Raw genomic sequence first — 22,558 nt, forward strand, 5'->3', positions numbered from 1 at the left:
CCGGATCCGCATAAGATGCTGTCGGGGGATCGTCGCGTCCCCCGACAGTTGACTGCATCCAGGCAACCGCCCGGATGTCGATGTTCTTCGTGAGGGAGGTGACGCGCAGGTGCAGGGCATCCTGTTGCAGGTGACCCGTTTCGGGTTCCTCATCTTGTTATGGCTGTTCGTCTACGCCATCATCCGCACCATGCGCAGCGACCTCTCGGCTGCCACCAGCGGTCGGATCCCCATCGGCTCGAGCCGATCCGACCGGCGGTCACGCAGCACCCGCGGCCGCGGCTCCGCGAAATACCTCGTCGTCACCGCGGGCGCGCTCGCCAACACACGCATCACGCTCGGCGCACAACCCGTCCTCATCGGCCGCGCCGACGACTCGACGCTCGTCCTCACCGACGATTACGCGTCCGAACGACACGCTCGATTGTCGCCACGAGGCGACGACTGGTACGTCGAAGACCTCGGCTCCACCAACGGCACCTATCTCGACCGCGCCAAAGTGACGACCGCCGTCCGCGCTCCGATCAACACACCGATCCGGGTCGGCAAGACAGTGATTGAGCTACGCCCGTGACCCTCGTCCTGCGCTACATCGCGCGAAGCGACCGCGGCCTCGTCCGGTCGAACAACGAAGACTCCGTGTATGCAGGTGCCCGCCTGCTCGCACTCGCCGACGGAATGGGCGGCCACGCGGCAGGCGAAGTCGCCAGCCAGCTCGTGATCCAAGCGCTGCGCGGCCTCGACGACGACGAGCCCGGCGGCGACCTCCTCGACGCACTCGGACACGCCACAGCGGTCGGCAACACGGCGATCGCCCACCAGGTGGAGCAGACCCCCGAACTCGAAGGCATGGGCACCACGCTCACCGCCATCCTGTTCGCCGGCAGCCGCCTCGGCCTGTGCCATGTCGGCGACTCGCGCGGCTACCTGTACCGCGACGGCATCCTCACCCAGATCACCCGCGACGACACCTTCGTCCAGAGTCTCGTCGACGAAGGTCGGATCACCGCCGAGCAGGCGCATTCGCATCCGCAACGATCCTTGATCATGCGCGCCCTCACCGGTCAGGAAGTCGAACCGACGCTCATCATGCGTGAAGCCCGCGCAGGCGACCGCTACCTGTTGTGCAGCGATGGACTCTCCGACGTCGTCAGCGAGGAGACCCTCGCCGACACTCTCGGCAACATCGCCGACCACAAGGAGTGCGCCGACCGCCTCATCGAGTTGGCGTTGCGCAGCGGCGGCCCCGACAACGTCACCGTCGTTGTCGCCGACGTCGTCGACGACCAGTACGGCGAATCGCGGCCCATCCTCGGCGGCGCGGCGGGCGACGACGATCAAGACGGCTACGTGCCCGACCCGAAGACCGCAGCGGGCCGTGCAGCCGCGCTGCGTCCACCGGCGCCCGCGACCGCGCGGCCGACCATCACCATGGCGGACGAACCCGAACATCGACGACGGTGGGGGTGGCCGCTCGCCATCATCGCCGTGCTCGTCGTCATCGCCGCGCTCGTAACCGCGTTCTTCGTCATCCGAGCCCAGGCGTTGAACAGCAACTTCGTCACCGTGAACGACGACGGCGCCGTCGAGATCCACCACGGCACACCCGACAAACTGCTGTTCTTCACCGTCGAATCACCCAACCAACGGGCATGCGTCGACGACGCAGACGCCGAGAAACCGAGCGTCACGTTCGTCGACGCCGACAGTTCGTGCACGCCAATGCTCGTCGACGACCTCACCGAGATCAGTCGGAGCGCCGTCGAATCCCAAAGCATCAAGAACCTGTCGCTCGACGCCGCGCAGGAACGCATCCGCAATGAACTGACCTTCCTGCCGTTGTGCGCCGTCCCCGACGCACCGAAGCCGCCCGGCGACAAGGAACCCGGGGACAAGAAGCCCAGGGACACCACGTCCACCACGATGCAGGCGCCCGCCCCAACCACCGACTCGGACGGCGCACGCCGCTGCCGGGAGGTCGGATGACGTCGACTCCCGCTGGGCACGCACCGCCGACCACACCGCCGGCGAATACCGGGCGTACCACCGAAGTGGTACTGCTCGGTTTCGCCGTGGTGCTTGTCGGCGTTGCCTTGGTGATCGTCGAACTCGCTCAAGGAGAGCCGCTGACCTGGGAGGTCGCTAAGTTCGTCGCGGCGTTCGCCGCCCTCTGCGCGATCGCCCACGTCGCCGTCCGCTACTTCGCGCCGTACGCGGATCCACTGCTGCTGCCCGCCGTTGCGATCCTCAACGGACTCGGCCTGGTGATGATCCACCGCCTCGATCTCGGGTCGGCGCGCGCCGACGAACTCCTCAAAGAGTCCGAGCGCACGCACAACGCCGACCAACAGCTGCTGTGGATGATCATCGGCATCGTCTTGTTCACCGTCATGCTGGCCCTCCTCCGCGATCACCGCTCGCTGTCGCGGTACGCGTACACGCTGGGTCTCGGCGGTCTGATCTTCCTCGCGATCCCAGCGATCCTGCCGTCGTCGATGTCGGAGATCAACGGCTCCAAGATCTGGATCCGCGCGGGCTTCTTCAACATCCAGCCCGGCGAGTTCTCGAAGATCCTCATCATCATCTTCACCGCATCGTTCCTGGTGTCCCGCCGCGACCTGTTCACCACCGCGGGCAAACAGTTCGCCGGGATCGACTTCCCGCGTGCCCGCGACCTCGGCCCGCTGATCGCGGCGTGGGCGATCGCCGTCGGCGTGCTCGCCTTCGAATCGGATCTCGGTACGTCGCTGCTCATCTTCGTGACCGTCCTGACGATGCTCTACGTCGCCAGCGGGCGCGTCAGCTGGCTGATGCTCGGACTGACGCTCTTCGCGCTGGCCGCCGTCATCGCCTACCAGCTGTTCTTCCACCTGCAGATGCGGGTCGCGGTGTGGCGTGACCCGTTCGAGCAGTACGACACGTACGGCTACCAGGTGGCGCAGAGCCTGTTCGGATTCGCGACGGGCGGCCTGTTCGGGACGGGCCTGGGTTCCGGCCGCCCCAACATCGTGCCGTTCGCCAACACCGACTTCATTCTCACCAGCTTCGGTGAAGAGGTCGGTCTCGTCGGCCTCACCGCGATCACCCTGATCTACCTGGTCCTCGTCGTCCGCGGACTGCGCACCGCCATCGCTGTCCGCGACAGCTTCGGGAAGCTGCTCGCGGCCGGCCTCTCGTTCACCATCGTGTTCCAGCTGTTCGTGGTGTTCGGCGGCGTGTCGAAGCTGATCCCGCTGACCGGTCTGACCACGCCGTTCCTCGCGTACGGCGGATCGTCACTGCTCGCGAACTATCTGCTGCTCGCACTGCTCATCCGCATCTCGAACGCCGCCCGCGAACCCGATGCGCCCAAACCTAAGCCGAAACGCAAGGTCGACGCGATGCCCACCCAGGTGGTGACGCGCTGATGAACAAGCCCATCCAACGCGTCGCGATCGCCGCCATCGTCCTCGTCGTCGCGCTGCTCGCCAACGCCACCTACCTTCAGGTGTTCAAAGCGGACTCGCTGCGCAGCGACACCCGCAACTCGCGTGTGCTGCTCGACGAATACTCGCGTGAGCGCGGCGTCATCGTCGCCGCCGACGGCACGGTGATCGCCGAATCGGTCGCCACCGACAACAAGTTCAAATACCTCCGGAAGTACCCGACCAACCCGAAGGCATTCGCCCCGGTCACCGGCTACTTCTCGTTCGTGTACCGCGCCGATCGCGGTATCGAGGCCGCCGAGGACTCCGTGCTCAACGGCAACGACGACCGCCTGTTCACCCAGCGGTTCATGGACATGTTCTCCGGACGCGACCCGCGCGGGGGCAACGTCGTCACCACGATCGACCCGCGACTGCAACGCACTGCGTACCAGGAGCTCTCGGGCGCCGACTGCGACGGCCCATGCCGCGGCGCCGTCGTCGCCATCGAGCCGGGCACCGGCAAGATCCTGGCGATGGCGTCGACGCCAAGCTACAACCCGAACGCGATCGCCACCCAGGACTTCGGCGAAGCCGAGAAGGCATGGACGTCGATGACCGACGAATCGGCGGACTCGCCGCTCGTCAACCGAGCGATCTCGGCGCTGTACCCACCCGGTTCGACGTTCAAGGTGGTCTCGACCGCAACGGCGCTCAATGCCGGCCTCAACGCCGACACCCGCCTCACCGCGGCGTCCCGCTGGCAGCTGCCCGACAGCAACACCTTCCTGTCCAACGATTCCGGGGCGACGTGCCCGGGGTCGTCGAACGGGACCGTCACGTTGACGCAGGCCTTCGAGTACTCGTGCAACACGGCGTTCGCGCAGCTCCTGACCGAGAAGGTCCCCGGCGACAAGCCAGAGGAGTTCACGTCGACCGCCAAATCGTTCGGCGTCGGCGAAGACCCGGCGGGCATCCCGATGCCGGTCGCGAAGAGCTCCGTCGGCGACATCGGCGACGACCTGGCCGCCCTCGGCCAGTCGGCGATCGGCCAGCGCGACGTCCGACTCACCGTGTTGGAGAACGCGGTGATCGCGGCGACCGTCGCCAACGGCGGCGCGCGGATGCGGCCCTACCTCGTCGATAAATTGCAGACCGGCGACCTGCGCACCATCTCGACAACGGCGCCGACGACCCTCAACCGCCCGCTGACCGCCGATCAGGCCGACGTCCTGACCGACATGATGATCAAGTCGGAGCAGAACACAGCGGGCTCGCAGTCGGGCATCGCGTCGAAGACCGGCACCGCCGAGCACTCGGACACCGCGCAGGGAGGCGAGACCCCGTACGCCTGGTACATCGCGTTCTCGCCGGGAACCAACAAGCGCATCGCGGTGGCCGTCATGCTCGAGAACGGCGCACAGGGACAGAACTCCTACGGCGGCGTCGTTGCCGCCCCGATTGGACGAGCAGTGATGAACGCATATACGGGAGGTGGCCGATGAGCCTGCAGAACGGGACCATCATCGCCGACCGGTACCGCCTGGTCCGGTTGATAGCGACCGGCGGCATGGGACAGGTGTGGGAAGCCCTCGACACGCGACTGGGCCGCCGAGTGGCCGTCAAAGTTCTCAAGGCCGAATACTCGAACGACTCCGAGTTCCTCGGACGTTTCCGTACCGAAGCACAGACGACCGCACGGTTGAACGACCCGGGCATCGCGAACGTCTTCGACTACGGTGAGACGCCCGACCGCAACGGCGGCGACCCGCTCGCCTACCTCGTCATGGAGCTCGTCGACGGCGAACCGCTCAACTCGGTGATCGCCCGGATGGGCCAGCTCGCGCTGACCCACGCCCTCGACATGCTCGAGCAGACCGGACGCGCGCTGCAGGCCGCGCACACCGCGGGCCTCGTGCACCGCGACGTGAAGCCCGGCAACATCCTGATCACGCCCACCGGGCAGGTCAAGATCACCGACTTCGGCATCGCGAAAGCCGTCGACTCGGCTCCGGTGACCCAGACCGGCATGGTGATGGGCACCGCCCAGTACATCTCGCCCGAACAGGCGATGGGCGGCGAGGCGACCGCCGCGTCGGACGTGTACTCGCTCGGGGTCGTCGGCTACGAGGCGCTCACCGGACGGCGACCGTTCCTCGGCGACGGCGCGATCACCGTCGCGATGAAGCACATCCAGGACACGCCGCCGTCGTTGCCGTCGTCGATCCCGGCTCCGGTCCGCGAACTCATCGACATCACGCTCTCGAAGGATCCGGCGCAGCGGTACGCGACGGGCGGCGAGTTCGCCGACGCCGTCGCCGCCGTTCGGGCAGGCCATCGTCCGCCGCGGCCGCGCACCGCGGGCGGCGTCGCGCCGGTCGCTGCGGCGGCAGGGACCCGCGCGATGACATCGCCGACTCCCGCACCGGTCTCGCGGCCCACCACGGCCCCGTCGACCGCTGCCGGCGCGAACACCGACAACGGTGGCTGGACGACGACCCACAAGGTGTTGACGGCGGTCGCCGCGCTGCTGCTCATCGCGGCGATCGCTTTGGTCGCCTGGTGGATCAGCAGCAGCCCGAAGGACCCCGTCGAACCCCGGAACTCGACCCCGGTCACCGTCACTCAAACGCAGCAGCCGGAGGAACCGACTACTACGGAGGAGGAGACTCCGCGCTCGACGCCCGAGTCGACGACCACGACCGACGAGCAGACCACGACCACGACCGACGAGGACACGACGACGACGGAAGAGGAGACGACCACCGGCAGCGACGGCATAGAGGTCCTGCCCGGAGTCACGATCCCGACTAGATGAGGCTGACGATGTGAGCGACTTCGATCCGCACTACCTCTCCGAGCGTTACGAGCTCGGCGAGACACTCGGCTTCGGCGGCATGTCCGAAGTCCAGTACGCGCGTGACCTCCTGCTGCACCGGGACGTCGCGATCAAAGTGCTGCGCGCCGATCTGGCTCGCGATCCGTCGTTCTACCTGCGTTTCCGGCGTGAAGCCCAGAACGCCGCCAAGCTGACCCACCCGTCGATCGTCCAAGTCTTCGACACCGGCGAAGCCGAGACGTCCGAGGGACCGCTCCCGTTCATCGTGATGGAGTACGTCGACGGCGACACGCTCCGCGACATCCTGCGGGCGAGCGATTCGGGGGTCATCGCACCCAAGCAGGCGATGACCTGGATGGCCGACGTGGCCGCCGCGATGGACTTCTCGCACCGCGCGAACATCGTTCACCGCGACATGAAGCCCGCCAACGTGATGATCGACCGGACGGGCGCGGTCAAGGTGATGGACTTCGGCATCGCCCGCGCCATGGACGACACGTCGGCGACCATGACGCAGACGTCCGCCGTGATGGGCACCGCCCAATATCTGTCGCCGGAACAGGCACGCGGCATCAAAGTGGATCCGCGCAGCGACATCTACTCGATGGGCTGCGTTCTGTTCGAACTCGTCACCGGTGAGCCGCCGTTCACCGGCGACTCACCGATCGCGGTCGCCCACCAGCACGTCCACGAGGATCCGCGCCGCCCGTCGACGGTCCGACCCGAGCTGTCGCCGGAACTCGACTCGATCGTCATGCAGGCGATGAGCAAGAACCCGGCCAACCGCTATCAGACGGCTGCCGACTTCCGCTCCGACCTCATCAAGGTTCTCGCAGGCGGCAAGCCGTCGGCGCCGATGCTGTTGACCGACCAGGAACAGACCGACCTCATCGAATCGACGCGGGCGCCCGTCCGCAACGAGACGCAGTCGTCGCGACGTAACAGCCACCGTCTCGCCGAGGTGATGGACGACGAGCCGACGCCGCTCCACCGCCGCAAGCCGGTCATCGTGGCCGTCGCGCTGCTGTTGATCGCGGCTCTCGTCGGCAGCCTCCTCGCGTGGGCGCCGTGGACCAGCGAGGAGCCGTCGATCGCCGTCCCGAAGGTCGCCGGCCTCACCGCCGAAGCCGCCAAGGCCAACCTCGAACAAGCCGGTTTCAGTGTCAAAGAGCAACGCGAGTCGAGCTCGGACATCACCGAAGGCCTCGCCACACGCACCGTGCCGGGCGACGACGTCCCCACCCCCGAAGGGTCGGAGGTGACGTTGTACATCTCGTCCGGACCGCAACGATCCGCGGTGCCTGATCTGCGAGGAAAGACCGAGAAAGACGCGCGCAAACTACTCGAAGCACGCGGATTCGAGACGGTGAAGACCGAGCAGATCGAGTCGACGACCGCCCTCAAGGACAAAATCGTCCGGACGACCCCGCAGACCAATGCGACGGTCGCGGTCACCAGCACCATCGTCCTGCACATCGGCACCGGCCCGAGCGAAGTGACCATCCCCGACCTGCGCGGGCAGACCGAGGACGAGGCCACCACCGCCCTCGAACAAATGGACTTGGACGTGGTGACCGTGCAGGCCGACTCCGACCTCCCCGAAGGCCAAGTGGTCAGCACGTCACCCGACGCGGGGACTTCCGTCCGGGTCGGCAGCACCGTCCAGGTGATGGTCTCGCGCGGCAACCAGTTCACCGTCCCCGACCTGCGCGGCAAGACACCCGATCAAGCACAGGATGCGCTCGTCAGGGCCGGATGGGATCCCAACACGATCAACATCACCGAACGCAAGGTTCCGCTCGGCAGCCGCGACGACGGCAAAGTCATGTCCCAGCGGCCGTCCGCGGGCAGCAAGCTCCGCAAGAACGAGTCGGTCTCCGTAGTCGTCGGCAAGGAAGCATTGTTCTGACCGGGGCTCGTCTCGAGCAGCAGACCAGGGCTCGGACGCCCAGGGCTGGACTCAGACGCCCAGGGCTGGACTCAGACGCCGAGGGCTACGGCCATCTCGCTTTCGAGGCGGGCGACGAGGTTCTCGGAGACGTCGAGGCCGCAGACTCGAAGCCAGTTCGCGAGCATGCGGTGACCGCCCTGTGTAAGGACGCTCTCCGGGTGGAACTGGACGCCGTGAATCGGCAGGTCGCGGTGCTTGAACGCCATGACGATGCCCGTGTCGGTGGTCCCGGTGACGACCAGTTCGTCTGGGATGGTCGCCGGTGCGACGGTCAGCGAGTGGTACCGGGTGGCGACGAACGGGTCGGGCAGGCCCGCGAGGACGCCGGACCCGTCGTGGTTCACCAGCGACGTCTTGCCGTGCAGGAGCTCCGGGGCCCGTTCGACGGTGGCGCCGAACGCTTCGCCGATCGCCTGATGGCCGAGGCACACCCCGAGCAGCGGGGTACGCGCGGCCGCGGCGACCGCGATGATCGGCTCGGTGGCGCCCGCACGGTCCGGGGTTCCGGGGCCGGGGCTCAGCAGAATGCCGTCGAATTCGGCGACCACGGCGTCGAGGTCGGTCAGATGATCGTCGTCGTTGCGCCAGACGACGGCCTCGACTCCGAGCTGCCCCAAGTATTGGACCAGGTTGTAGACGAAGCTGTCGTAGTTGTCGATGACGAGGATGCGCACCGGTAAAGGTTATCGTTTTGGCTGCTGACCGTGCAGCTGGGATACCGTGGAGGGTATGCCGAAGTCAAAAGTCCGGAAGAAGACCGACTACACGGTCAACAGTGCGAGCCGCACCCCGGTGAAGGTCAAAGCCGGCCCGTCGGGCGTTCTCTATCAGTCCGTCATGTTCGGTCTGATGCTCATCGGCCTCCTGTGGCTGCTCGTCTACTACTTGGGTGCCACGCAGGACACGTTCGGTGCCGAGGGGAAGTTCCTGCACTGGATGTCCGAGCTGGGTCCGTGGAACATGCTGATCGGTTTCGGAATCATGGTGGTCGGCCTGCTCATGACAATGGGCTGGCGCTGACCGGAGACGTTGTCCCCAGCGGGGGAATTACATGTGTGTAATTCATCCCCACTGTGTATAACTCCTGTGGATAACTCTGTGGAACCAGTGCACAAGGAATGGGCGCCACCGGCTCTGGCCGGTGTCGCCCTCATTGTCGGCGGCGTTGCTCTGGCCGCCGCTGCGGCCGCGTCGTACACCGATCCCGCGGCGACCGTGTTCCTCGCTGTCGCCGCGCTCGGCTTGATCGCGGCGGGGACGGTGATGCTCGTGCGACGGCCGCGTCTGACCCTCGACCCGGGCCCCACGCTGACGGTCCGCACCCTGACCGGGCGCATCACGTTGACGGCCGACGACGTCCAACGCGTGTCGACGCTGCGGACGCGCAGGCTCGCGGCGCACAGCAGGCAGCTGCTCATCGATCTGCCGGACGACCGCCTGTTGATCTTCGGGCGCTGGGATCTCGGCGCGGCGCCGGGAGCCGTCGCCGACGATCTACGCGACGCAGGCTTCCGCGTCGAGGAGCGCTGACGCGGCTAGAGACTCTCGCCGAGTCCGATACCGCTGCCGATCGCGACGGCGATGACGGCGAGCGCGAGGAGGCCGTACCAGCCGACCCGGTCGACGGCGGCCTGCGTGCGCTTGGGCGGCGGCAGCACCGCGGTCGGCAACCAGATGACGGCGGCGGCCGACGCCGCACCGAATACCAGACCGCCGAGGTGCCCGAACAGGGAGATGTTCGGGAGACTCACCGAGAACACGATGTTGACCACGATGATGACGACGACTGTGGTGACGGGCGCCTTCAACTTGAGCAGCAGTACGAACAGCGCGCCCATCAGCCCGTAGATCGCGCCCGACGCACCCGCGGTCAGCGTGGTGCCGTCCTGGAAGGCCATGACGGCCGCGCTGCCGCCGAGGAGGCCGACCAGATAGATCGCCAGGTAGCGGGCGCGGCCGAGGACCCGTTCGAGGTCGGCGCCGATGATGTACAGCGAGAACATGTTGATCGCCAGGTGCGGCACGCTCTGGTGCAGGAATCCGGACGTCAGCAGACGCCAGTACTCGTTTTCGAATCCGGCTCCATTGACGAGCACGCCGTGGCTGTAGATCGACGACGTCACCAGGTCGCGCAGATCCGTCCCGCCCGCCTGCAGCAGCACGGCGCCGAACACCAGAAGGTTGACGGCGATCAGCGCGTAGGTGACGACCGGTTGCACGGAGCGGCGGGCGACGACGGTCGGCGCCGTCGCGCGCTGAGTGGCGCTCGCCTCTGCGACGCAGTCGACGCAATGCTGTCCGACGGACGCCGGACGAAGGCACTCCGGACAAGCCGACCGCCCGCACCGCGTACACGAGAGCGCGGTGGGACGGTCGGGATGCCGGTAGCAGACCTGGTTCAACAGGTGCTCCCGAGTTGTTTCAGGAGAGCTCGACGCTCTCGATGACGACGTCCTCCACCGGGCGGTCGCCCGGCGCAGTCTTGGTGGCGCCGATGGCGTCGACGACCGCCTGCGACGCAGCGTCCTTGACCTCACCGAAGATGGTGTGGCGACGGTTCAGGTGCGGCGTCGGGCCGACGGTGATGAAGAACTGCGAGCCGTTGGTGCCCGGACCGGCGTTGGCCATTGCCAACAGATACGGACGGTCGAACTGCAGCTCGGGGTGGAACTCGTCCTCGAACTGGTAGCCCGGGCCGCCGCGGCCGGTGCCGGTCGGGTCGCCGCCCTGCAGCATGAAGCCCGCGATGACGCGGTGGAAGATCGCCCCGTCGTAGAACGGTCCGCTGGACTCGCCCTTCGCGTTCTTGGTGGAGTACTCCTTCGAGCCGTCGGCCAGGCCGACGAAGTTCGCCACGGTCTTCGGGGCGTGGTTCGGGAAGAGTTCGATGACGATGTCGCCGCGATTGGTGTGCAGGGTCGCGGTCTTGTTCTGCTCACTCACACTGTCCATACAACCATGTCCGACCGACATCGCGCCGCCGCTGTTCGCGATGCGGGGGTGTCCGCGGGCCGGCCGACGGCATCGGTTGGCGTCTCCCGGTTTCACCTGGCAACCTGGAACAATGCGCCAGAAACTCCTCGCCGCCGTCGGTTCGGTCCTGCTGCTCCTGCTCGCGGCCGTCGTCATTGTGCTGCGGCGCGCGCGCACCGAACATCCGCCTGTCTCGCAGACCATTCCGCGCGTCGACGCGCCGTCGTCCGCTGCCGACGACGCCGGAGCAGGTAGTTTGTAGGCGTGACGACTGACGACCCCCGCCCCGACGCACCGAACCCGCAAGGTTCGCCGACGCCCGCGCATCGCGCCGCGCCGCGTCCCGCGGCGCCGTCGTCTCCCGGCTCCGGCGGCAGTCACCGACCCCCGGCCGCCCCGGGCCCAGGACAGGGGCAGGGACAGGGGCCGGCAGCACCGGGACCGCGTGCACCGCAGGGGCCGCCTCCGCAGGGGCCGCCGCCGCAGCAGCCTCCGCGTCCGCCGTCGACTGCGCCGCGTCCGCCGAGTGCCGCGCCGACGAGTTCGTCCGACTCCGAACCTCCTCGTCGCCTCGCCTATTCGGCGGTCCCCGAGCCGAGCCCCCTGTCGGGACGCCCCCAACAGCCCGGCCGACCCGGCCCCCAGCCGCCAGCAGGGCCCAGTTCACAGCCGCCCGCTGGCCAGCCGCCGCGGCCCACCGCAGGCCGACCGTCAGCACCGGCGAGTCCGCCCCTGAACAGCCCTCGCCCCGAGACCGACCGCGCCGCGAAGGAGAATCCGGTGCCTGCCTCCACCGCGACCCCGCCCCGAGCCGCGTCCGACGACGCGGTGAACGTCCGCGCGATCGTCGCCCTCGTCCTCTCCGGCCTGGGCATCACGTCACCGTTCGGCATCTGGCTCGGTTACCGCTCACGCAACGAGATCGACCGTGACGGCGGCATCGGCCGCGAGTTCTCGTCGGCGGCGATCATCGTCGGCTGGCTGTGGATCCTCTGCATCGTGCTCGGCCTGATCGCGTTCCTGTGGATCTTGATCTGAACGCTGCGACGGCGCTCGGCGAACGGTAGCGCTCGGGCCGGCGGCCTCAGCCGAGGTGCCGGGTGAAGAAGCGGTCGAACGCGGACCACTGTGCGGCGTCCATCTCGGTATGCGAGCCATCGCCGACGACTGTGGTGAACGGCACCCGGTTCAGCGCTAGGTCCGCGGCGAGTTTGGCGTGCAGCGGCGACGGCACCGTCGTGTCGAGGGTGTTGAGGAGCAGCAGGATCGGCGCGTCATAGCCGCGCACGGGTACCGCCATGTACCTGTTCAGGGCCGCCGTCATCTTCGGGGTGGTGAGCGGACGCGACAGCAGTGAACCGAACGCGAGATTCTTCGGGAGCGTCGGGCCGCCGCACGTCTGACCGACCTGGTCGACGAGTCGTCGACCGTACGGCGTGAGGTACGAGTTCACGTGCGCGCTCGGATCCGCCTGACGCAGGCCCGCGAGAGTCGCGAGGAGGAATCCGTACGAGTGGTCGATCGGCGAGGGCAACGTCGGTACGTACGGGCCGAGCAGCGGCATGATCTTCTCGACGTCCGACTCCGGGTCGATCGCGACCGCGCCACGGAAGTCGGTCGTGGGGCCGTAGGTCTGTTGGCGGTGCGCGGTGGCGAGCGCGGCCTGCCCGCCCTGGGAGTCGCCGGTCACCGCCCATCGGTCCGACAGCCTGCTGTCGAGGGTCCGGGCGGCGGTGAGCAGGTCGATCGTCGCGGACGATTCGCTGCGCGTGTTCAGGTACGGGTGGACGCCGACGTCGTCGTGTCCGAGTCCCACGTAGTCCGGTGCGACGACGGCGTACCCGTTGCCGACGAGCCGCGTGATGTACCGGTTGGCTTCCGCGTCGGCGGAACTCTGCCCGCCGCAACCAGTCCCGTAGCCGCTGGTGCCGTGTGTGTAAGCGACGATCGGCCATCCCCCCGCCGGACCCCTCCCCGGCGGGACGAAGACGGCGCCGCTCGCCCGAACCGGGCGACCCTGCGGATCCTGCGTCCAGTAATCGACTGCTCGTCCGTTGTCGAGTCCACGCCAACCGTCCGGCCGAATGGTGACCGAGATCAGTGCGCCGTGGTCTCTGTTCTCCGCCGACGCGATCGGTGGCGCCGTGACCGGTACCGACAGCAGGGCGACGGCGACCACCCCGACCAGACCTCGTCGCATCCTGAACACGCCGCGCCTCCCGTCATCCGTACGAAGGACGTTACGCCGTCGTACCGGCGGTTCCCGGCAATTCTGGAGTTCGCGTACCACCCTGGTCCAGCCTCCCCGAACGGCCTTACACGCCGATCGCGCCGCCGCCGTCGCGCCACACGGCGACGACCGACGGGCGCGGCTGGGAGTTCCCGCCGTCCGGCCAGTGCGAGAACGGGCGGTCGGCCGAATAGTCGTCCTCTTCGCCCGGGTGCTGGACGCAGACGATGACGCGCTTGGAGTCGATGATCGGGCCGCAGGTCTCGGCCCCCCGCGGGACGGTGAGGAACTGTTTGGTCTCGCCTCGACGCTCACCTTCGAGAGCGACGGCGAACAGGCCGTCGTTGCTCTTGAGCGCGTTGCCGTCGGTGGAGATCCACAGGTTGCCGTGCGGGTCGAACGCCACATTGTCCGGGCACGAGATCGGGCTGACCTTCGTCTTGTCGAAACCGCCGTAGTACGTGTCGGCCGCCTTCGGGTCGCCCGCGACGAGCAGGAGGTCCCAGGTGAACGACTCGCCCGCATGGTCGTCGGTCATCTCGAGGATCTGCCCGTTCTTGTTCTCGTTGCGTGGGTTGGCCGACGTCGGCCCCTCTTCGCCGTCGACGCCGCGGTCGTCGTTGTTGGTGAGCGCGCAGTACACCTTGCCGGTGATCGGGTGCGGCTCGATGTCTTCGGGACGGTCCATCTTCGTCGCGCCCGCCTTGTCGGCGGCCTCACGCGTGAAGACGGCGACCTCGGCAGCGGTCATGCCCTTGATGTGCGACTGGGCCGAACCGTCGGCGTTGACGGTCATCAGCTTGTGCCACGCGCCGCTGCCCGCCGCGTCGTCGGTGGTGACCGGCTTGTCGCTGGAGAACGACGCGACGTACAGGGTGCCTTCGGTGAGGATGCCCATGTTGTGGCGCTTGTCGCCGTCCTTGATCTTGCGGCTCGACACGAACTTGTAGATGTACTCGAACTTCTCGTCGTCACCCGTGTACGCGACGACGGTGCCCGCGGCGGGACCGTCCTTCACGACGTGAATGTTGGCCGACTCGTGCTTGAGGCGGCCGAGCGCCGAATGCTTGAGCGGAGTGGAGTTCGGGTCGGTCGGGTCGACCTCGACCACGTAGCCGAAGCGGTTGGCCTCGTTCGGGTCCTTCTCCAGGTCGAAGCGGGTCTCGAACCGGCCCCACTGGTGGTAGTCGGCGTCGTCCTCGAAGCCGTAGCGCTCCAAGTGCGCGGCAGCTGCCTTGTCTTTCACCTTGCTCGCGTTCGAGAAGTAGTTGTTGTAGTTCTCTTCGCCGGACAGCATGGTGCCCCACGGCGTGATGCCGCCCGAGCAGTTGGCGATGGTCCCCGCGACGGTGTTGCCCGCACGGTCGGCGGTGGTCTTCACGAAGTCGGTGCCCGCCGCGGGACCGGTCAGCCGAAACGGAGTGCTCGCGGTGATACGACGGTTACGCGGTCCGACGACCGGCGTGAGCGAGCCGTCTGTGCCCGACGCTTTCACTTCGAGGACGGTGATTCCGTGCGCAGCCATCGCGATGCGCGCCTGCTCTTCCGTCGGCTCCTTCTCCTGGTAACCGCGGAACATGAACTCCTCGGTCGTGTACTCCTGGTTCACGACGAGGTAGAAGCTGCCGTCCTGGCCGTCGATCGGGATGAGTCCCGCGAAGTCGTTGTTGAAGCCGAACTGCTTCGACTGCGCGTCGGCCGTCTGGTTCTCGAAGTCGAACGCGGGGGCGCCCGGCAGCACTGGATCGCCCCAGCGGATGACGACTTTCTGTCGGTAGCCGTCCGGGATCCGCAGGGCGTCGTCGGTGTTGGGTCGCACGATGTCGAACTTCATGCCGTCGACGGGGCCGCCGCCCGACGGGGCGCCGGTCGAACTCGCCCCGTCGTCGCCGCACGCCGAGAGAAGCGACGTCGCACCAACCGCCAGCACCGCACCCGCGCCGCCACGCAGGACGGTCCGCCGCGACAGCGCCGTCCGCGCGACGTCGCGGAAGTACTCGTTGTCGCTGCTGTTACCCGGCTCGTGCCAGCACGCCTCGCCGCACTTGTAGCGGCACGTGACGCGTGAACGTGCCGAACGACCCACGTCGTCTCCACCGATGGTGAACAGCTGCAACGGAATACGCATGAAATCGCCTTCAGGTCTCGGTGCCTCGTCCGCACTGGGCTGAGCGGATACGCCGACGACGTTAAGGAGACTTCTCCACGGTTCGTCATCGGGGGAATGAACGACAGACGAACAAGCTGCTGCGAGCAGGTGGTCGCCGCCGCCGGGCACAAGTCTCACGTATATGGCCCCAGGACCCGAAATACGGCCGATCCGGGTCGAAAATGTGCGAACTGTGCCCGGCCCCCGTGCAAGACTGGCGTGGAGTACGTGGCCCATGACGCGAGGAGCACATCCGAGGAAGGGAACGCGTAGTGAACGCACAGTCCGTCGACGCCGAGAATCGGTTCGCCACCTGCCCGATCGACGTCGACGCGTCAAGCGCTCGACGCGGTGCGTACAGCTACGACGCGTCGAACTATCGGATCCCGCCCGCCGGAGTCGCCTTCCCGCGCACCGCCGACGAGGTCAGCGCGACCTTGGCCTGGTGCCACGCGGAGAAGATCACGGTGACCGTCCGCGGCGGCGGCACCTCGATGGCGGGCAACGCCGTCGGAGCCGGACTCGTTCTGGACCTCTCCCGCCACATGGACACGATCATCGACATCGACGCCCGCGCACACACCGCCACTGTCCAGCCCGGTGTCGTCCTCGCGCAACTCGCGAGCGCCGTCGAACGGCACACCGACGGCGCGATGACGTTCGCTCCGGACCCGTCATCGAAGTCACGCGCGACGGTCGGCGGATCGATCGCCAACGATGCGTGCGGCAACCATTCGGTGCGTTACGGCCGGACCACCGACCACGTCGTCGCACTCGACCTCATCCTGGTGGACGGCACGCGTGTCACCGCGACCCGATCCGGGATCCAGGCGAGCGACCCGTCCGACACCGCCGCCGTCGGTCGCGCCGCCCGGATCACCGCCGACCTCGCCGACCTGACACACGACACGATGGCCCCGCTGCGCACCGAACTGGGCCGTATCCCCCGTCAGGTGTCCGGCTACCACCTGTCGCATCTGTTGCCCGAGCACGGCTTCGATGTCGCACGTGCCCTGGTCGGCAGTGAGGGAACGTGCGCGGTCGTCGTCGCCGCGACCGTCTCGATCGTGGACGTCCCGCCGTCGGCCCTCCTGCTGATCCTCGGCTACGAGAACGTGGTCGACGCGGCCCGCGACGTGCCCGAGATTTTGACGTTCTCGCCGTCAGCGGTGGAGGGCATCGACGAGCAGATCGTCGCGACGATGCGCGACCGACGCGGCGCCGACTCGGTCACCGCGTTGCCGCCAGGGCACGCCTGGCTGTACGTGGAGCTCGACGGCGACAGCCCCGATCAGGTGGCGACCGAGGCGACACGCCTGCTCGCCGGTCTGCGCAGCGCGGGGCGAGTGCTCGACGGCGCCGTCGTCACCGATCCGGTTGTGCGCACGAGCCTGTGGCGGGTCCGCGAGGACGGCGCCGGATTGTCGTCCCGGCTCCCCCTCCCGGACGGCGGCTCGATCACGTCGTGGCCGGGGTGGGAGGACTCGGCGGTGGCGCCGGAGAACCTCGCGGACTATCTCGCGGACTTCACCGAACTCCTCGCCGAGCACGATCTGATCGGCGTCATGTACGGCCATTTCGGCGCGGGCTGCATGCACATCCGCATCACGTTCGACCAGGCCACCGACGAGGGGCGCGCGGTGATGACGCGCTTCCTCGACGCCGCGGCTCGCCTCGTGGTCCGGCACGGCGGCACGCTGTCGGGCGAACACGGTGACGGCCGCGCCCGGTCGGGCCTGCTGCCGATCATGTACTCCCCCGCGATGCTGGCGGCGTTCGCCCGGTTCAAAGCCGTGTTCGATCCGGAGGGTCTGCTCAATCCCGGGATCATGGTGTCGCCCGCCGAACCGGTCGCCGACCTCGCCCTGGCGGGAGTCCAGGTGCTGGAGTGGCAGACCAGTTTCGCGCTGGGCGACACCACCGCGTCCCCGCCGGGGCAGAGGCTCGTCGACGCAGTCCAGTCGTGCATCGGGGTGGGACGGTGTCGTTCGCACAGCGGCGGTGTGATGTGCCCGAGCTACCGGGCGACCGGCGACGAGAAGGACTCCACGCGCGGCCGGGCGCGCGTGCTGCAGGAGATGATTCGCGGCGCGACGACTGTCGACGACGGATGGCGTTCGGAGGATGTGCGCGAGGTGCTCGACCTGTGTCTGTCCTGCAAGGCCTGCGCGTCCGACTGTCCGACGGGCGTCGACATGGCGACGTACAAGTCGGAGTTCTTCGATCATTACTACCGGCGACGGCTCCGTCCGGCGGCCCACTACTCGCTCGGCTGGCTGCCTCGTTGGCTGCCGATCATGTCGCGGACGGCGCCCGCGGTGAACGCGGTCCTGGCATCGCCGGTCAAGAATGCGGCGCTGCGGATGGCCGGGCTGACCACCGAGCGGGACCTGCCGCGGTTCGCGTCGCGTCGCACCCTGCGGAGACTGCTCGCGCGCCCCACGCCGACCGGTGCGGCCGACGTCGTGTTGATGGTCGACTCGTTCACGCGTGGCTTCCGTCCGGAGGTCGCGGCCGCCGCGCGTCGCGTCGTCGACGACGCCGGGCATCGTGCGCAGATCCGCACCGACGTGTGCTGCGGGCTCACCTGGATTTCGACTGGCCAGCTCGCCCAGGCGACGAAGAAGCTCACCCATGCGGCCGAGGTGCTCGACGACGGCACGGACCGTCCGATCGTGGTGGTCGAGCCGAGTTGTGCGGCCGCGTTGCGCAAGGATCTGCCCGAGCTCGTGCACACCGACGCCGCCGAACGGGTGTCGAAGCGGATCAGGAGCTTCGCCGAGCAGGTCAGCGCGCAGGTCGCGGAGGGCTGGGTCCCTGCCCGGGGTGTTCCCGGCGAGGTCGTCGTGCAGACGCACTGCCACGAGTACTCGGTGTTCGGTTCGGCCATCCAGCAGCGCGCGCTCCGGGACGTCGGCGTGCGCGAGATCCGGGAGGCGACCGGCTGCTGCGGTGTGGCGGGGAATTTCGGTTTCGAGGCCGACCACTACGAGACGAGCATGGCCGTCGCCGAACAGGCGTTGGCGCCCGCACTGCGCGCCCGCGACGACGCGACGGTCCTCACCGACGGCTTCAGTTGTCACATGCAGGTTCGGCAATTGACCGGCGATCGGTCGTCGGACGCGTCCGCGCACCTCGCCCAGATGCTCGATCCCACTCCGGAACGACGATGAGGGCGGGGCGGCGTCAGCCGTCCCGCCCTACCCCTCGACATGCACCCCCCGACTGGCGCATGTCTGGTCACCCGTGCGCGCTCAGAGGCGCGTGGTCTTCCCGTAGTCGTAGTAGACGTAGACGCCGGTCTCCGTGGTGACCGATATCTTGGCGAACGGCTGTACCGAGATCGGGCCGACCGCGTTGGAGACGTTGAGCTCCACGCCGGACAGGACGACGTCGGCGGTCGGCTTCGTCATCGCGAACTCAGCGAGGGCGACGGTCGTGATCTTGCCTGCACCCACCTCGAATTCGAGGTCTGCGGCGGGGATGACCGTCGACTCGGCTCCGGCCTCCAGACCGATGTCGCCGAGCGAGCCACCGCCACCGGTTCCGGAGATGGTGACGTTCGGCGAGATCTTCGTGTTGACGCCACCCGATAGTTTCAGGTCCGGGGTGTGCGCGGTGACTTTGACGCCGGTCGGCGCCACCGAGACCGGATACCCGATCTTGTAGCCGAGTTCGACCGTCGCCCGCACCTTCTTGTCACCGATGCCCGCGATCGCCGCGTGGACGTCGGACGTCAACAGTGCTTGACCCGAGAACGGCGACGAGTCGAGCGGGGCAACCTTGCGGACCTTCAACCGGCTCGAGTCGAGCGTGATGTCCACGCCCTCACGAGTGTGATGGGTCTGGGCGGCAGCCGGACCGGCGACCAATGCCGACACCATCGTGAAAGCCGCGACGACGGCCAAAAGCAGCAGAGTGGTAGTTCGTCGCAACACGACGATCTCCTTACGGTGACGCGGACCGTGCGGTCCGAGGCGAGATCTGAGCCGCGGAAGGTCCGCGTCTCACAGGAGGATTCTCCTGCCATCGATCTCACGCCCTCTGCAACTGTTTTCCACATCGCGAAACCGAGAAGTGGACAAAATAGCAGGTCAGAGCGTCAAAGTATTTGTCCGGTCCGGACAAATCCGGACCGCAGGCGGGTCCGGACGAGCCACCGGAGCCCCGATTCGCCTCGGCGAATCGGGGCGGCGACGGCTACAGGGTGGCCGTGTCGATGACGAACCGGTAGCGGACGTCGCTGCGCAGGACACGCTCGTAGGCGTCGTTGATCTCGTCGGCCGAGATCAGTTCGGTCTCGGGTGCGATGCCATGCTCAGCGCAGAAGTCGAGCATCTCCTGCGTCTCGGCGATGCCGCCGATGTTCGATCCGGCGAACGACCGCCGGTTGGCGAACAGTGAGAACACGCGCATCGAGACCGGGTCGGCGGGCGCGCCGACGTTCACCCACACACCGTCCAACCGGAGCAGCTTGACGTAGCGGTCGAAGTCGAGGGACGCGCTCACCGTGTTGATGACGAGATCGAAGGTGTTGCGCAGCGTCTTGAACGTCTCCTTGTCACTCGTTGCGTAGTAGTCCGTCGCACCGAATGCGAGACCGTCGTCCTTCTTCGACAGAGTCTGCGAGAGGACGGTGACTTCTGCGCCCATCGCGGACGCGATCTTGACGGCCATGTGCCCGAGGCCGCCCATACCGACGACGGCGACACGCTTGCCGGGTCCGGCGTTCCAGTGGGCGAGCGGCGAGTACGTGGTGATGCCCGCGCACAGCAGCGGTGCGGCGGCCTCGTACGGGATGGCTTCGGGGACGCGCAGCACGAAGTCCTGGTCGACGACGACGTGGGTCGAATATCCGCCCTGCGTGATGGTGCCGTCGCGATCGACCGACGCGTACGTGCCGGTGTTGCCTGCGAGGCAGTACTGCTCCATGCCCGCCACACAGTTCTCGCATTCGCGGCACGAGTTCACCATGCAGCCGACGCCGACGCGGTCACCGACGGCGAACTTCGTGACCTCGCCGCCCACCTCGGTGACTTCACCGACGATCTCATGGCCGACTACCTGCGGGAAAGTGATCGGGCCCCAGTCCTCGCGAACGGTGTGGATGTCCGAGTGGCACACACCGGCGTACGCGATGGCGATCTGGACGTCGTTCGCGCCGACGTCGCGGCGTTCGATGGTGGTGGGGACGAGCGGCTCGGTGGCGGACGGTGCGGCGTATGCCTTAACGGTCAGCAAAAGTGTCTCCTGAGATCAGCTGTGGACCTTGGTCTGGTCGTGGACGGCGTTCTGGGGATGTGGATTCTGGCGGAATGTGGGTCGTGGCGGGATGTGACGTGCGCACACCAGAATCCGGTCTCGGTGCGATGGCGTCGCTATCGTCCGATCGTACTCATGCGTGAGCGTGCATGCCGGACGCGAAGTCTGCTGCGGTGGAACAATGCAGGCATGACCGACCGCGCGCTTCCCGTGGTGGACATGGCCCCAACCTCTGGCCTGCCGAGCTCCCGGAGTTGCAGACGGCGGTCGGTGAGTGGCAGGAACGCTGCAGCGCGATCGGTCTGCGTCTGATGCGCGAATGGGCTGACGCTCTCGGCGCACCGCGTGACGTCTTCGACGCCGGCTTCGCCGAACGACCGTCCACCCTGATCAAACTGGTCAAGTACCCCGGACGCGATTCGTCGGACAAGCAGGGTGTCGGCGCCCACAAGGATCCCGGCGTGCTCACGTTGCTGATGATCGAACCCGGCAAGGGCGGGCGCCAGGTGCAGGGATCCGGCGGCTGGTCGGACGTCGACCCGCTGCCCGGCGCGTTCGTCGACGATGGCGCATCTGGATCTGCCAGCCGGCCTCCGGGCGGCGGCCCGCGGCGTCACCGACGACCCGGACAACGCCATCTCCGGGACGTTCGGCGAGAACATGCTGAAGGCGAGGCTGCGCGCCCACCCCGACGTCGCTCGGATCCACCACCCGCATCTTGTCTGACTGCACGCGGACCGCATCACATCGGTACCGGAGTGTCATGGGAGTAACTCGGCAGTCTTTATACTTGCGAGCGTTCACCCAGCGCCGTCGCGCCGTCGATGAGGAAGAGAAGTGTCGAGATGACCATGCAAACCGCCGGCAAGGTGTTCGTCGTCACGGGCGCCGGAAACGGGATCGGACGCCAGGTGACTTTGGAGCTCATCGCGCAGGGCGCGACGGTCGCCGCGGTGGACATCAACGAAGAGGGGCTCGGGCAGACGGTCATCGAAGCAGGCCTCCGGCCGACAGGCGTCGAAACGGGCCTCCGGCCGACAGGCAGCGAAGCAGGCTCCCGGATCTCGACCCATGTCCTCGACGTCTCCGACGGTGACGCGGTGGCGGCCTTCCCGCAGATCGTGCTCGACGCGCACGGTGTCGTCGACGGGCTCTTCAACATCGCCGGGATCGCGCAGGACTTCGAGACCACCTCCGGAATCATGCCCGAACGCATCGATCAGATCATGGCCGTCAACTTCCACGGCACAGTCGCGATGACCCGCGCGTTCCTCCCCCTCCTCGCGGAGCGGCCGGACGGCGGTCGGGTGATGCTGACCTCGAGCCTGTCCGCGCTGGTCCCCGTTCCGGGAGCCGCCGTCTACGGGGCGTCCAAAGCGGCGATCGCCTACTTCGGATACGGGCTGGCGCAAGACCTGCGCCGCCAATGCCCGTCGGTGAAGGCGACGACGGTGATTCCGGGGACCATCTGGACGGACATCGTGCGCAACAGCGCCCAGACCATGGGGGTTCCCGTCGCAGTGGCGAAAGCCTTCGCCATGCCGGCACGGAAGGCCGCCAAGAGGATGATCTCGTCGACGATGAAGGGCCGGACGTCGGTCGTCATCGGTAAGGACGCGCACGTCTATCGCACCCTGCAGCGCGTCAGTTCCGTTCTCGCCGAACGCGTCTCGTACGTCCAGGTGGGGACGTTCGCCTACCGGGAGAAGCCGGTGAACTGAGCGGCGGAAAAGATGGTCGCCTCTGAGCG

20 protein-coding genes and 1 pseudogene are annotated in these 22,558 nt (G+C 67.6%); 14 read left to right on the forward strand and 7 right to left on the reverse strand.

Translation table 11 applies throughout. The features are described from left to right. Window positions 1-109 precede the first annotated feature (109 nt). From L5G28_RS02400 to pknB, 6 genes are read left to right on the forward strand one after another with little or no spacing between them, the layout of a single operon-like run. Window positions 110-574, forward strand: a complete 465-nt coding sequence (locus tag L5G28_RS02400; RefSeq protein ID WP_236998353.1) for an FHA domain-containing protein FhaB/FipA — start codon at window positions 110-112, stop codon at window positions 572-574. Next, window positions 571-1,986 carry a PP2C family protein-serine/threonine phosphatase gene (locus tag L5G28_RS02405; protein ID WP_237000166.1) on the forward strand — a complete coding sequence of 472 codons (1,416 nt, stop codon included), beginning with the start codon at window positions 571-573 and terminating at the stop codon, window positions 1,984-1,986. The genes L5G28_RS02400 and L5G28_RS02405 overlap by 4 nt, the downstream gene beginning before the upstream one ends. Continuing rightward, the gene (locus L5G28_RS02410) at window positions 1,983-3,407 is read left to right on the forward strand and encodes an FtsW/RodA/SpoVE family cell cycle protein (RefSeq protein ID WP_236998351.1); all 1,425 of its coding nucleotides are present in this window, start codon (window positions 1,983-1,985) and stop codon (window positions 3,405-3,407) included. The genes L5G28_RS02405 and L5G28_RS02410 overlap by 4 nt, the downstream gene beginning before the upstream one ends. Next, window positions 3,407-4,909, forward strand: a complete 1,503-nt coding sequence (locus tag L5G28_RS02415) for a peptidoglycan D,D-transpeptidase FtsI family protein (RefSeq protein WP_237000167.1) — start codon at window positions 3,407-3,409, stop codon at window positions 4,907-4,909. The genes L5G28_RS02410 and L5G28_RS02415 overlap by 1 nt, the downstream gene beginning before the upstream one ends. Further along, window positions 4,906-6,222 (forward strand): serine/threonine-protein kinase, encoded by a 1,317-nt coding sequence (locus L5G28_RS02420; protein ID WP_237000168.1) that lies wholly within the window; start codon window positions 4,906-4,908, stop codon window positions 6,220-6,222. Before L5G28_RS02415 ends, L5G28_RS02420 begins: the two co-directional genes overlap by 4 nt. A gap of 10 nt (window positions 6,223-6,232) precedes the next feature. Further along, window positions 6,233-8,152, forward strand: a complete 1,920-nt coding sequence (gene pknB, locus L5G28_RS02425) for a Stk1 family PASTA domain-containing Ser/Thr kinase (RefSeq protein WP_308191935.1) — start codon at window positions 6,233-6,235, stop codon at window positions 8,150-8,152. 71 nt (window positions 8,153-8,223) lie between these two features. Here pknB and L5G28_RS02430 read toward each other — a convergent pair whose 3' ends face one another. Then, the gene (locus L5G28_RS02430; RefSeq protein WP_237000169.1) at window positions 8,224-8,868 is read right to left on the reverse strand and encodes an aminodeoxychorismate/anthranilate synthase component II; all 645 of its coding nucleotides are present in this window, start codon (window positions 8,866-8,868) and stop codon (window positions 8,224-8,226) included. A gap of 55 nt (window positions 8,869-8,923) precedes the next feature. Between L5G28_RS02430 and crgA the strand changes: the two genes are divergently transcribed. Next, the gene (gene crgA, locus L5G28_RS02435; protein ID WP_183369274.1) at window positions 8,924-9,214 is read left to right on the forward strand and encodes a cell division protein CrgA; all 291 of its coding nucleotides are present in this window, start codon (window positions 8,924-8,926) and stop codon (window positions 9,212-9,214) included. 78 nt (window positions 9,215-9,292) lie between these two features. Beyond that, window positions 9,293-9,724, forward strand: coding sequence for a PH domain-containing protein (locus tag L5G28_RS02440; RefSeq protein WP_236998347.1), 432 nt, complete (start codon window positions 9,293-9,295; stop codon window positions 9,722-9,724). A gap of 5 nt (window positions 9,725-9,729) precedes the next feature. On the opposite strand, the gene L5G28_RS02445 is transcribed toward L5G28_RS02440, so the two are convergent. Then, window positions 9,730-10,596: a rhomboid family intramembrane serine protease gene (locus L5G28_RS02445; protein ID WP_237000170.1), complete on the reverse strand. Its 867-nt coding sequence runs from the start codon at window positions 10,594-10,596 to the stop codon at window positions 9,730-9,732. 19 nt (window positions 10,597-10,615) lie between these two features. Continuing rightward, window positions 10,616-11,146: a peptidylprolyl isomerase gene (locus tag L5G28_RS02450; RefSeq protein ID WP_236998345.1), complete on the reverse strand. Its 531-nt coding sequence runs from the start codon at window positions 11,144-11,146 to the stop codon at window positions 10,616-10,618. Window positions 11,147-11,258: 112 nt separating this feature from the next. Here L5G28_RS02450 and L5G28_RS02455 point away from each other — a divergent pair, with 112 nt between their 5' ends. Then, window positions 11,259-11,429 (forward strand): hypothetical protein, encoded by a 171-nt coding sequence (locus L5G28_RS02455; RefSeq protein WP_237000171.1) that lies wholly within the window; start codon window positions 11,259-11,261, stop codon window positions 11,427-11,429. 518 nt (window positions 11,430-11,947) lie between these two features. After that, window positions 11,948-12,205: a DUF4190 domain-containing protein gene (locus L5G28_RS02460; RefSeq protein ID WP_237000172.1), complete on the forward strand. Its 258-nt coding sequence runs from the start codon at window positions 11,948-11,950 to the stop codon at window positions 12,203-12,205. A 46-nt stretch (window positions 12,206-12,251) separates the two neighbouring features. Here L5G28_RS02460 and L5G28_RS02465 read toward each other — a convergent pair whose 3' ends face one another. After that, window positions 12,252-13,367, reverse strand: a complete 1,116-nt coding sequence (locus tag L5G28_RS02465) for an alpha/beta hydrolase family protein (protein ID WP_265743752.1) — start codon at window positions 13,365-13,367, stop codon at window positions 12,252-12,254. Window positions 13,368-13,482: 115 nt separating this feature from the next. Next, complete coding sequence (locus L5G28_RS02470) at window positions 13,483-15,525, reverse strand: PhoX family protein (protein WP_237000174.1); 2,043 nt, start codon at window positions 15,523-15,525, stop codon at window positions 13,483-13,485. A 293-nt stretch (window positions 15,526-15,818) separates the two neighbouring features. Here L5G28_RS02470 and L5G28_RS02475 point away from each other — a divergent pair, with 293 nt between their 5' ends. Beyond that, window positions 15,819-18,719 carry an FAD-binding and (Fe-S)-binding domain-containing protein gene (locus tag L5G28_RS02475; RefSeq protein ID WP_237000175.1) on the forward strand — a complete coding sequence of 967 codons (2,901 nt, stop codon included), beginning with the start codon at window positions 15,819-15,821 and terminating at the stop codon, window positions 18,717-18,719. 81 nt (window positions 18,720-18,800) lie between these two features. On the opposite strand, the gene L5G28_RS02480 is transcribed toward L5G28_RS02475, so the two are convergent. Together L5G28_RS02480 and L5G28_RS02485 are read right to left on the reverse strand one after the other, a co-directional pair. Beyond that, window positions 18,801-19,484, reverse strand: a complete 684-nt coding sequence (locus L5G28_RS02480) for an MspA family porin (protein WP_237000176.1) — start codon at window positions 19,482-19,484, stop codon at window positions 18,801-18,803. A 262-nt stretch (window positions 19,485-19,746) separates the two neighbouring features. Continuing rightward, entirely contained in the window at window positions 19,747-20,787 is a 1,041-nt protein-coding gene (locus tag L5G28_RS02485; protein ID WP_237000177.1) for an NAD(P)-dependent alcohol dehydrogenase, read from the reverse strand. Window positions 20,788-21,119: 332 nt separating this feature from the next. Between L5G28_RS02485 and L5G28_RS02490 the strand changes: the two are divergent. From L5G28_RS02490 to L5G28_RS02500, 3 genes and pseudogenes are all read left to right on the forward strand, one after another. Beyond that, a pseudogene (locus tag L5G28_RS02490) lies at window positions 21,120-21,308 on the forward strand (isopenicillin N synthase family oxygenase); the annotation flags it as partial. 64 nt (window positions 21,309-21,372) lie between these two features. Beyond that, window positions 21,373-21,534: a hypothetical protein gene (locus tag L5G28_RS02495; protein WP_237000559.1), complete on the forward strand. Its 162-nt coding sequence runs from the start codon at window positions 21,373-21,375 to the stop codon at window positions 21,532-21,534. Between the two features lie 119 nt (window positions 21,535-21,653). After that, window positions 21,654-22,529 carry an SDR family NAD(P)-dependent oxidoreductase gene (locus L5G28_RS02500; RefSeq protein WP_308191936.1) on the forward strand — a complete coding sequence of 292 codons (876 nt, stop codon included), beginning with the start codon at window positions 21,654-21,656 and terminating at the stop codon, window positions 22,527-22,529. Window positions 22,530-22,558 lie beyond the last annotated feature (29 nt).

The sequence above is a fragment of the Gordonia liuliyuniae genome, assembly GCF_021739025.1.
Taxonomy (GTDB): Bacteria; Actinomycetota; Actinomycetes; order Mycobacteriales; family Mycobacteriaceae; genus Gordonia; species Gordonia liuliyuniae.